This is a genomic window from Streptomyces sp. NH27, from assembly GCF_056859195.1.
In genome coordinates this window covers 1-10,514 of sequence record NZ_JACEGK010000270.1, presented here as the reverse complement: position 1 = coordinate 10,514, position 10,514 = coordinate 1, and the positions used below count along the sequence as shown (strand labels likewise).

Below are 10,514 nucleotides of genomic sequence, written 5' to 3'. Positions count from 1 at the left end.
CCCCCGCACCGCCCGCCGCGCCCACAGCGCCGGACAGGTACGATCGGCGGCGCCGCGACTGGCGAGGGTGGACCACCACCGGGAAGCGGCGCGAACACCTTCGGACGCGTCGACCGCCTGGGCGCCTCGGATCAGCGCACGCGACCGAGGAGGATTCCGGATGGAACTGCGGTACGGACTCAACCCCCAGCAGCAGCCGGCCGATGCCGTACCCGTGGCGCCCGGGCCGGGCCCGCTGCGGGTGCTCAACGGCGACCCGTCGTACATCAACCTGCTGGACGCGCTGGCCGGTTGGCAGCTCGTACGGGAAGCGGCGGCCGCGCTCGGGCGGCCCGCGGCGGCGTCGTTCAAGCACGTGTCCCCCGCGGGCGCGGCGATAGCCGGTCCGGTGGACGCGGACACCGTCGCCCGTTACGGCCTCGGTCCCGCCGCGCCCGGCCCGCTGGCCGGCGCGTATCTCCGGGCCCGGGACGCCGATCCGAGGTCGTCCTACGGAGACCTGGCCGCCGTGTCGCACCCGGTGGACGACGAACTCGCCGAGCTGCTGGGCGGGTTGGTCTGCGACGGCATCGTGGCACCCGGCTACGCGCCCGGCGTGGTGGCCACGTTGAGCCGCAAGCGTCGGGGCCGCTTCCTGGTGCTGGAGGCCGATCCCGCGTACGTGCCGCCGCCCATCGACAGCCGCGAGGAGTACGGGCTACGGCTGAGCCAGGCGCGCGACGACGTGCCGATCTGCCCGGACCTGCTGACCGACGTGGTGTGCGGCGAGTTGCCGCCGGCCGCCGCCGACGACCTGTTGCTCGGCCTCACCGTGGTCCGCCACACCCAGTCCAACTCGGTCTGCTACGTGCGGGACGGGGTGACGCTCGGGATCGGCGCGGGCCAGCAGTCCCGGCTGGACTGCACCCGCCTGGCGGGCCGCAAGACGCACACCTGGTGGATGCGCCGCCACCCCGCCGTACGCGCCATGGAGTTCAGGCCCGAGGTACGCCGGCAGGACCGCGTGAACTGGCAGGTGCGTTGCGCCGAGGGCGACTTGACGCCGTACGAGGCCGAGGCGCTGCGCGAGGTACTGGCCGGGCCGCCACCGGCGGCGGTGCTCCTGCCGGACGGCGGTGAGCGGCGCGCGTGGCGGCAGCGGCTGTCCGGGGTGGCGTTCGCCTCGGACGGGGCGCTGCCGTTCGCGGACAACGTGGAGCACGCGGCGCGCTACGGGGTGCGGTGGATCGCCGAGCCTGGCGGGTCGATCCGTTCGGACAAGGTCACCGAGGCGTGCGAACGGCATGGAATGACGCTGGTGCGGACCGGACTTCGACTCTTCCGGCACTGATCCGCCCCGGGGCGGCGTGGAGTTCGCGGCCGGTCACGCGCCGAACGCGCCGTGCCGCCCCTCGCCCAAGGTGAACCGGGCCGCACCCGCTGCCATTTCGGTGAGCGAGACCTGGCCGTGAGCGAACTCGTTGGTCAGCGCCTCCTGTTCGGGCTGCCCCTCCTGCTCCAGCAGGGACATCCGGTCCTCGCGCAGGCAGGTCTGCGGGAACGCGGCGATCTGCGCGGCCAGTTGCTCGGCGGCGGCGCGGGCGGTGCCGGTCGGGACCAGCCGGTCGGCCAGACCGATGGCGTGGGCCTCGGCCGCGTCGACCGGGCGCCCGGTGAGCACCAGGTCCATCGCCCGCCCCGCACCGATCAGCCGGGGCAGTCGTACGGTGCCGCCGTCGATCAGCGGCACTCCCCAACGGCGGCAGAACACCCCGAACACGGCGCCCCGCTCGACCACGCGCAGGTCGCACCACAGGGCCAACTCCAGCCCGCCCGCGACCGCGTGGCCCGCGACGGCGGCGATCACCGGCTTGCTCAGCCGCATCCGGGTGGGGCCCATCGGGCCGTCGCCGTCGGGCGCGAGCCGGTTGCCGCGCTCGGTGCCGACCGCCTTGAGGTCGGCGCCCGCGCAGAACGTGCCGCCCTCGCCCCACAGCACCGCGACGGCCGCGTCCGGGTCGGCGCCGAACGCCCGGAACGCGTCCGCGAGCGCCTGCGCGGTGGCCCGGTCGACGGCGTTGCGGGCGTGCGGCCGGGACAGCACCACGGTGGTGACCGGACCGGAGCGCTCGGTGCGAACGGCCGGCCCTGGCTGCACGGATGGCACGGGTGGCACGGGCCCTTCAGGTGGTACGGGCGGTAAGGGCACGGCGCGGGCTCCTCGTCTACTGGTGCGGGCTCGTTCGGCTGCGCGCGCTCGGCCGTCCCGCTCAGCCGTAACGGACAGTTGTGCTCGGCTCAGTTGCCCTCGCTCAGTTGTGCTCCGACAGCAGCACGGCGACCGTGCCGGGTTCGAGCGCGCGGAAGACGTGCGGGACGTCGCCGGGGTAGCTGATGTAGTCGCCGGGGTGCAGCTCGACCGGGTCGTCGGTGATGCCGACCATGGCGCGGCCGGTGCTCAGCACCACGTGCTCGACCAGTCCGGGCATGTGCGGCTCGGACTCGCGGGCGCTGCCGGGCTGTGCGGAGACGACGTAGATGTCCCGGCGGGCGTGCGGCGGGCAGGACGCGAGGAGCGTGGCGACGTAGGAGGAGTGCTCGGCGGTGAAGGTGGGGCCCTCGCCGGCGCGGATCACCTGGACCCGGGGCCGCGGCGGGTCGACGAGCTGGGCGAAGGGCACGTCGAGGGCGACGCTGAGCGCCCACAGCGTCTCCACGCTCGGGTTGCCGGTGGCCGATTCGAGCTGGGAGAGCGTGGACTTGGCGATGCCCGCGCGGCGCGCGGCCTCGGCGAGGGAGAGCCCGGCGCGGCGCCGCTCCTGCTGCAGAGAGGCGGCGATGGCGGCGATCGGGGGGCCGCCGCGTGGTCTGTCCTCCGTCGTCATACCGGATGGCTCCAGATCCGTTCGATAAAGAAGTCTCATCGTTCGGCTTGACGAACGACGATCTGCCGTGTTCATTCTATACGGTGATACGTTCGATATGGCGAACCCCGGAGAAGGACCTGGCGGACCTGCTCCGCGACATCGCCCTGGTCTGCGTGGCCGACGCGCTCGTCGGGGTGTCCTTCGGCGCGATCGCGGTCGGGCTCGGCCTGCCACTGTGGCTGCCGATGCTGATGTCGGTGGTGGTGTTCGCGGGCGCGGCGCAGTTCCTCTTCATCGGAATCGTGGGGGCCGGGGGCAACCCGGTGGCCGCGCTCGCGGCGGGCCTGCTGGTCAACGTGCGGCACGTGCCGTTCGGCTTCGCGGTCGGGGACGTGCTCACCGGCACCGGATGGCTGCGCCGGATCGCGGGCAGCCATGTGATGGTCGACGAGACGGTGGCGTTCACGCTCGCGCAGCGCACGCCGGCCCGGCGGCGTACGGCGTACTGGCTGTGCGGGGCCGGGCTGTTCACGGCCTGGAACCTCGGGGTGGTGGCCGGCGCGTTCGGCGGCCGCGCGGTCGGCGACACCGACGCCTTCGGGCTCGACGCGGCCTTCCCCGCGGTGCTGCTCGCCCTCCTGCTCCCCTCCCTCGACCGGGCCGGCAACCGGCGGGCGGCGTTGGCCGGGGTGGTGGTCGCGCTCGTCACGACGCCGTTCCTGCCCGCCGGGCTGCCAGTGCTGCTCGCGCTCGCCGGCGTCGCGGCCGGACTGCCGTACGGCGCGATGCCCGCCCCCGCCCCCGCGGCCTCGACCGCGACCGCGACCGCGACCGAGGAGAAGGTGCGCCGATGAACACCGGGCTTCTGGTCGCCACGGCCGTCCTGGGCGCGGGCACCTTCGCGTTCCGTTTCGCCGGGCCCGTGCTGCGCTCCCGGATCACCCTCTCGGCCCGGGTCGAGCAGTTCATGGCCACCGCCGTGGTCGTCCTGCTGGCCGCGCTCGTGGCCACGTCCGCGCTGACCGAGGGCCACGGCTTCGCCGGTACGGCGCGCACCGCCGGAGTGGCCGTGGGCGGGCTGTTCGCCTGGCGCCGCGCCCCGTTCGCGGTGGTCGTCCTGGTCGCGGCGGTCACCGCCGCGGTGCTGCGCCTGCTCGGCGTGAGCTGAACGTTGCGGAAGGCAGCGGGAAGCGGCGGGAAGCGGCAGTAACGAGCAGGACGCGGCGGGGAACCACGCGGCGCCGGGCCGCCTTCCGGGACGTGCGGGGTCAAAACGTATGGCCGGTAGGGGAGGTGACAGAGGGGCGACAGATCGTGTTACCTGTCATGTCTCCGTCGATTCATGGCCGACGGGCACCGTCTGGACGGAGCGACACCCCCACAGGAGGACACGTGACCGGTCGGTTGATCCGCCGAGCTTCCCTACGAATTCGCGCCGCGCTACTGGGCGTTGCGACGCTGTGCCTCGCCTTCACCGTCGCCGGTGCCGGCGGCGGCGCGGCGTCCGCCGCCGACACGGACGCGCTGCCGTTCTCCGGCAGCACCGGCTCCGGGCTGCACAACACCTACGACCCGGACACGTTCACCTACCTCGCGCAGGCGCTGGACACCGGGACGTCGATGATCGAGCTGGACGTCTGGGACGACTTCGTCACCCAGGAGTGGAAGGTCAGCCACTCCAACCCGCTGGGCAACAGCAACAATTGCGTCAACGCGTCGTCCGCCGCCGACCTGTACACCGGGGGTGCCAACAAGGATCTGGAGAGCTGCCTGGACGACGTACGGGTGTGGCTGGGCGCGCACCCGGGGCACGGGCCGCTGATCATCAAGCTGGAGATGAAGGCCGGTTTCCAGGCGACGTACGGGATGAGCCCGGCGAAGCTGGACCAGTCGATCAGCGCGCACCTGGGCAGCCTTGTCTACAAGCCGTCGGACCTGCTGGCGAAGCCGGGCGGCGGCCAGTACGCGTCGCTGGACGAGGCGGCAAGTGCGGGCAACTGGCCGACCCGGCAGCAACTCGCGGGCAAGGTACTGCTGGAGGCCATCCCCGGCACCGTCGAGGAGGCCAACCCGACCGACACGCTGTGGACCGACCAGGAGTACGCCGACTACCTCGCGGGGTTGCAGGGCCAGGGCAGGCTGGCGCAGGCCAACGTCTTCCCCGCGGTGCACAACGCCCAGGCCGGCGACCCGCGTTCGCGCTACTCCGACGCCTCGATCCGCCCCTGGTTCGTGGTCTTCGACGGTGACGCCGCGACCTATCTGAACGGCAGTATCGACACGAGCTGGTACGACACCCACCACTACCTGCTGATCATGACCGACGCGCAGAACGTACCGCCCACCCTGGACGACACCAATCCGACGTCCGCGGACGCGCAGGCCCGGGTCGCCCAACTGGCCAAGGCCCACGCGTCGATCGCGTCCAACGACTGGACCGGCCTCACCGACGTCCAGTCGACGGTGCTGCCGCGCGGCTGACCGCCGGAATTCCAACCGGCGTGCACACCAAGCACGTTCGCAACCGCACGGCGCGCCCGAACATCACGCGCCGGTCGGGCTGAGGTGGACGGCCGCGAGTTGCCAGCGGCCGTCCACCTCCACGATGGTCTGGGTGATACGGAACCGGGCGTCCGCGTCGCGTCCGTCGAAGACGCTCTGCTGGCCCTGGACGCCCACCGCGACGGCGGTACGGCCGTACTGACGCAGCGTCACCTCGTCCCAGGTGAAGTCGTCGTGCACCAGCGCGCCCGACGCGTAGCGGTCGAGCCACTGCGCCTTGCCCAGCACGAAGCCGCGCGGGCCGACCGCGGTGAAGTCGTCGGTGAGCAGGGCGTCGAGAGCGGCCACGTCACCGCGCCGCTCCGCCTCCGCCCAGCGGCGGCCGAAGCCGGCGAGTTCGTCACGGTGCTCCGCCTCCAGTACTTCCGGCGCTGCCGACATTCCTGACGTCTCTGGCATTCTGGCCTCCGTTGCACGTGTGCCGCGCCCCTGCGGGGTCTCACCATGAAGACTCCCGCGGGCGGGGATTCGTGACATCGGCCGGCGGTAGGCAACCGCGTTGCTCCCAGCGGAACCACCGGGCACCGGCCGGCGTACTCCCGCAGGAGTAACGGCCGGAACGGGGCCGGGGCAACGGGCGCGCGCCGGGGACCGCCGCGCCGGGCCCCGGTGCACCAGGTCGTTGCCGTCAGCAAACACAGGACAGAACGTCAGCGGGCGACGGATCGACGGTCGGCGGGCGAGGGACCGCCGGTCAACTGGCCAGGGACTGACCGTCGCCCATCACGATCACCGGGTGGTCGGCGGGCAGCAGGGTGTGCAGCAAGGTCACCATGTGGGGCGCGGCGATGCTGACGCAGCCGTGGGTGGGGCCGCCGTGGTCGACGTGCACCCAGATGCCGCCGCCCTTGCTCGCGCCGAGCGGCTGGGTGCCGTCGAGCGGGGAGTTGCCGGGGACACGGTTGTAGTCGATCGCGATGACGTAGTCGAACGCCTCGTCCAACGTCTCACCGTCGAAGCCGACGCCGCCGGCGTGGAAGCTCGACGAGTGGTCGTAGGGGAGCTTGGTGCCCGGGTCGGTGTCGAAGCCGCCCGCGTCGTGCAGGGTGAACACGCCGATCGGGCTGTGCAGGTCGCCGGCGTGGTGATCGGCGATCCAGCCGTCCTTGGCGTTGTGCGCCGACCAGGTCGCGCCGGGGTGCCAGTGACCGTCGGACAGCCGGGACCACAGTGTGACCAGGGAGTCGGCCGAGTTCTTGGCCCGGCCGGACGCCACCAGCACCTGCCGGCTGTCGGCCGGGATCTCCGCGCGGGTCCTGGGCCCGAGGCCGGGGATGGTCGACGGCATCGGGTCGGACGACGGCGAGGCGCCCGACGCGGCGTGCGCTTGCGCACCGGCGGCGAGGTGGCCGGCCGCCGAGTGACCGGAGGCGGTGTCCCGATTGTCGGAGGACTCGGTGCCGTAGTGGTCGGTGGCCACATAGCCGGCGCCGAGCAGGGTGAGGCCGACGGCGGTGACCGACACGGCGATCGCCACCCGCTTCGCGGTACGGCGCGGCCGCCGGTGCCGACGGGGGCCACGGTCGTCTTGGCTGGGACGCTGGGCAGTCGCGTCAGGAGGAGCGGCAGTCATCGGCACGATCCTCGCAAACCCGGAGTCGGAGTACATCATCCAACCCCCACCAACGCCCGATTCGCCCGACAAGTCACCTTCGTGGCGCACAGATGTACGGAATCCGAGCTGCCTTACTCCGGGTCACATCGACCTCCTCCGGGGCCAGGTGATGGCGCCGGATCACATCATCGGGTCAAGTCACCGGCGACGTCGCGGGCCCGCGTCACGGCCTCGCGTCACCGGCCCACGCCACCGGCTCGCGCCGATGAGGAGCCGATGAGGAGCCGATGAGGACACCAGCCACCGAGGACGCGGGCCGCAAACGCGTGGACCAACCGCAAGCGCTGTCATCGCCTGGCCGATTCATGCCGAACGCAGCAGCGCGTCCGCCAGTTCGCGCGGGCGGCTGAGCGCGACCAGGTGGCCGCCGGGCAACTCCTCGACGTCGAGGCCGAGGCGTTCGCGGGCCAGTCGGCGCTGGAACTCCAGCGGGAAGAAGCGGTCTCCGCGGCCCTGGAGGAAGCGGGTCGGCACGTCCGGCCACGCGGCCAGCGGCCAGGGCTGCGCGAACACCCCGGGCGGCGGCCCGGCCGGCTCCCCGGCGAACGCCTCCTCGGTCAGCGCGGGCGGCACGTCGTGGAAGAAGTCGGTGCGCACATCGAACTCCGCGTCGGTGCCCGTCCGACCGAGCGCCGCGGCGTACTCCTCGCGCGCCTCGGCCTGGCCGACGTTGGTCCACCACTCCCCCGCGCTCTCGCCGGGCGCCGGCACCATCGCGTTGACCAGCACCAGCCGGTCCACCGGCAGCGGCCCGCACACCAGCGGCGCCGAGAACCCGCCGAGCGACTGCGCCACGACCACCAGCGGCGCCTCCGGTCCGGCCGCGCCCGCGGGGACGGCGGCCTGCACGGCCGCGGTGATCGCCTCGGCGAAGTCGTCGAGGCTCGCGGTGTCGTGGGACGGCAGGTCGAGGGTCACCACCGCGTGGCCGCTCTCGCGCAGCAGCGGTGCCACCAGGTGCCAGTACCAGGCGGTGCCATCCGCGCCGGGGACGAGTACGTACGTCGCCATCGGGTCCTCTCCTCTTGCTACCACCGTGCGCCGGCCGCGCGGTCAACCCGCCGCAGAGCGGCCGTAGAGCGGCTCCCGCCCGGCCACCGAGCGGTCCCGCTCCACCGCGCTTCGAACCGTTGTCCGACCCGAGACTCCCACTGTGGATCAGTCAACCGGCCGGAGCAAGCACCGGCCTCCGCGGTGCGCCGCACCGAACGCGCCTTCCAGGGCGACCGGTTGACCGAGCACGAAGCGTGATGGCGCCGCCGACGAGGTTGCTGGACATCGGCAGGTTGGAGCCGTCGACCAGGCGGACAGCGGATAACGGAAACCGCGGCGCGCGGGGCGCAGGCGGAACGCGGGCGGAATGCAGCAGGAGGAGTGCGGGCCGGCCGGCGGCGGAACGCGGGCGGGTCGACACCGGGACACGGGCGGGCGAGCGGCAGAAAACGGGCGGGACCTGCGCTCATCTGCGGGGCCGCCGGATGGCCGCCCGAGCACGACTGGGAGAATCCTGGGAGAATGCAGTGCACGGCAGGGTGCCTGCGGGGACGGCGGACCGGTAGGACACCGCCTGTATACCCCCTATGTATAGTTCCTGCCCGGACCCGCCCGAGCAGGTCCTCCATCACAACGAGGGGGAACTCCCGCATGCGCACGACCACGGCGCGCCGAGCCCGCGCGCTGACCACGCTGCTGGCCGCCGCCACCATGGCCTTCACCCTGACCGGGTGCGACGGCTACGACAGCACGTCCCCCGCCGACGCGCGCAAGCACGTGGCGAAGAGCAGCCCCGCCGCGTTCGCGACCGACGCGAAGGGCACGGTGGACTGCCGCAAGGTCAAGTGCATCGCGATCACCTTCGACGCCGGGCCGAGCGTGCGCACCCCGCAGATACTGAGCATCCTCAGCAAGTACCACGTGCACGCGACGTTCTTCACACTCGGCAAGAACCACGTGATGAAGCACCCGCAGATGGTCAGGGACATGGTCGCGCAGGGCCACGAGGTGGAGACCCTGACCTGGAGCCACCAGATACTCACCAAGATCAGCTCGTCGGAGGTCCGCAAGGAGATCACCGAGGGCCGGGACGCCGTGCAGAAGGTCGCCGGGGTGACGCCGACCCTGCTGCGCCCGCCGCAGGGCCGGACCAGCAACAAGGTCACCAAGATCGCCAAGGAACTCGGCATGTCGGAGGTGGTCTGGAACTCCAACGGAGCGGACTACAAGACCACCGACTCCAAGCTGATAGCTTCCCGGATACTCAAGTCGGCCAAGCCGGACGGGATAATCCTGCTGCACGACCTGGTCGACAAGACGAACAAGGGCTACAACGGCACAGTCGCGTCGATCGCGCCGATCATCTCCACGCTCCAGGACCGCGGTTACACCTTCGTCACCGTCAAGCAGCTCATCGCGCCGGGGACACCGCAGGCGGGCAAGGTCTACAAGTGACCCTGCCGCCGTGCGGACTTGGCCGACCGGCTGTCGCGCCGCCGGCGATCGACCAGCCGGCCGCCATCCAACCGGCCACCGACCAACCGGCCACCACCTGCCCGGCCATCACCCGCCCTCAGCCGTAGACGGCGGCGAGCCAGCTCTCGGCGTCGCGGGTGAGCGCGGCGGAGGCTGCCTCGGGTCCGGCGCCGCGCTCCGCGCCCGGGGCGAAGTCGTGGACGGACAGGCCGACCGTCGCACCGAAGTGGTTGCGGCCGAAGACCCGGTACATCGCGTCCTCGGTGCGCAGCCCGATGAAGTACGGGTTGCGGTAGTCCAGGACGGCGGTGGACGGAGCGGACCCGCCGGGCAGGGTCACCGTGACGGTGTCCCCGGCGGCCGCCTCGGGTGCCAGGCCCAGCGCGCGGGCCGCGGTGTCGAGCGCGTCGGGCGCACCGGCCGCGGCGGGGCCGTCGACGGTCGTGAAAGCCGCCCGGCGGCCGGCGAAGTGCGTGAGGTACTCGCGCAGGGTGTGCAGGTAGAAGTCGGTGTGCTTGCCCGCACCGTCGTACTGGTTCTCCCAGTCGTCGACGAAGATGCCACTGTGCACGTACCGCACCCGGCAACCGCCGCCCGCGATCGGCTCGATCAGGTGGTCGAGCTGGTTGAGCGTCTGCTGGGAGATCCCCTGCACGTCCTCGGTGCGCGCGGTGAGGCGGTGCGGCGGGTCCCACGCGGTGATGGTGCCGCCGAACGGGGCGGCGCCGCCCTCCTTGGGTTCGTACTCCATCGGCCACAGCCAGCCCGCGGTGCCGGTGGTGATCGCGTCCCACACCTCCTCCGGGCTCGCCGCCACCTCGAACTCCCTGACGATCTCGAACCGTTCAGACATCACTGCCTCCGTCATCCTCATGTAGGGGTGTGCCGACCGCGTAGACCACGTGGTGCACACCCGATCCGAACATCCGTGACTCCGCCACCGTCAGCGGGATCACCGGCAGTCCCTCCTGGAACAGCCGTTTGCCGCGGCCGATGACCACGGGGTCGACCAGCAGGTCGAG

The 10,514-nt window shown here is 72.3% G+C and carries 11 protein-coding genes and 1 riboswitch; of the genes, 5 read left to right on the top strand and 6 right to left on the bottom strand.

Features of this window, described 5'->3' with window-relative positions:
- Nucleotides 1-44 precede the first annotated feature (44 nt).
- Nucleotides 45-130, top strand: a riboswitch (ZMP/ZTP riboswitch).
- Between the two features lie 30 nt (nt 131-160).
- Nucleotides 161-1,330 (top strand): phosphoribosylaminoimidazolecarboxamide formyltransferase, encoded by a 1,170-nt coding sequence (locus tag AC13HU_RS21720; protein WP_483043586.1) that lies wholly within the window; start codon nt 161-163, stop codon nt 1,328-1,330.
- A 33-nt stretch (nt 1,331-1,363) separates the two neighbouring features.
- Here AC13HU_RS21720 and AC13HU_RS21715 read toward each other — a convergent pair whose 3' ends face one another.
- Entirely contained in the window at nt 1,364-2,137 is a 774-nt protein-coding gene (locus tag AC13HU_RS21715; RefSeq protein ID WP_483043585.1) for a crotonase/enoyl-CoA hydratase family protein, read from the bottom strand.
- A gap of 154 nt (nt 2,138-2,291) precedes the next feature.
- A complete protein-coding gene (locus AC13HU_RS21710; RefSeq protein WP_483043584.1) occupies nt 2,292-2,864 on the bottom strand; it encodes a helix-turn-helix domain-containing protein in 573 nt (190 codons plus the stop codon).
- An 83-nt stretch (nt 2,865-2,947) separates the two neighbouring features.
- Between AC13HU_RS21710 and AC13HU_RS21705 the strand changes: the two genes are divergently transcribed.
- The 3 genes from AC13HU_RS21705 (at nt 2,948) to AC13HU_RS21695 (ending at nt 5,327) form a co-directional block, all read left to right on the top strand.
- The gene (locus tag AC13HU_RS21705) at nt 2,948-3,700 is read left to right on the top strand and encodes an AzlC family ABC transporter permease (RefSeq protein WP_483043583.1); all 753 of its coding nucleotides are present in this window, start codon (nt 2,948-2,950) and stop codon (nt 3,698-3,700) included.
- The gene (locus AC13HU_RS21700; RefSeq protein WP_483043582.1) at nt 3,697-4,014 is read left to right on the top strand and encodes an AzlD domain-containing protein; all 318 of its coding nucleotides are present in this window, start codon (nt 3,697-3,699) and stop codon (nt 4,012-4,014) included. The genes AC13HU_RS21705 and AC13HU_RS21700 overlap by 4 nt, the downstream gene beginning before the upstream one ends.
- Nucleotides 4,015-4,238: 224 nt before the next feature.
- The gene (locus tag AC13HU_RS21695; RefSeq protein ID WP_483043581.1) at nt 4,239-5,327 is read left to right on the top strand and encodes a phosphatidylinositol-specific phospholipase C domain-containing protein; all 1,089 of its coding nucleotides are present in this window, start codon (nt 4,239-4,241) and stop codon (nt 5,325-5,327) included.
- 63 nt (nt 5,328-5,390) lie between these two features.
- On the opposite strand, the gene AC13HU_RS21690 is transcribed toward AC13HU_RS21695, so the two are convergent.
- The 3 genes from AC13HU_RS21690 to AC13HU_RS21680 all read right to left on the bottom strand — a co-directional run bounded on the left by AC13HU_RS21690 (nt 5,391) and on the right by AC13HU_RS21680 (nt 8,034).
- Nucleotides 5,391-5,807: a nuclear transport factor 2 family protein gene (locus AC13HU_RS21690; protein ID WP_483043580.1), complete on the bottom strand. Its 417-nt coding sequence runs from the start codon at nt 5,805-5,807 to the stop codon at nt 5,391-5,393.
- A 295-nt stretch (nt 5,808-6,102) separates the two neighbouring features.
- Nucleotides 6,103-6,885, bottom strand: a complete 783-nt coding sequence (locus AC13HU_RS21685; RefSeq protein WP_483043579.1) for a L,D-transpeptidase family protein — start codon at nt 6,883-6,885, stop codon at nt 6,103-6,105.
- Nucleotides 6,886-7,326: 441 nt separating this feature from the next.
- Nucleotides 7,327-8,034, bottom strand: a complete 708-nt coding sequence (locus AC13HU_RS21680; RefSeq protein WP_483043578.1) for an alpha/beta fold hydrolase — start codon at nt 8,032-8,034, stop codon at nt 7,327-7,329.
- Between the two features lie 633 nt (nt 8,035-8,667).
- On the opposite strand from AC13HU_RS21680, the gene AC13HU_RS21675 reads away from it, so the two are divergent.
- Nucleotides 8,668-9,471, top strand: a complete 804-nt coding sequence (locus AC13HU_RS21675) for a polysaccharide deacetylase family protein (protein WP_483043577.1) — start codon at nt 8,668-8,670, stop codon at nt 9,469-9,471.
- A gap of 118 nt (nt 9,472-9,589) precedes the next feature.
- Here AC13HU_RS21675 and AC13HU_RS21670 read toward each other — a convergent pair whose 3' ends face one another.
- Nucleotides 9,590-10,345, bottom strand: coding sequence for an SRPBCC family protein (locus AC13HU_RS21670; protein WP_483043576.1), 756 nt, complete (start codon nt 10,343-10,345; stop codon nt 9,590-9,592).
- Between the last annotated feature and the right edge of the window lie 169 nt (nt 10,346-10,514).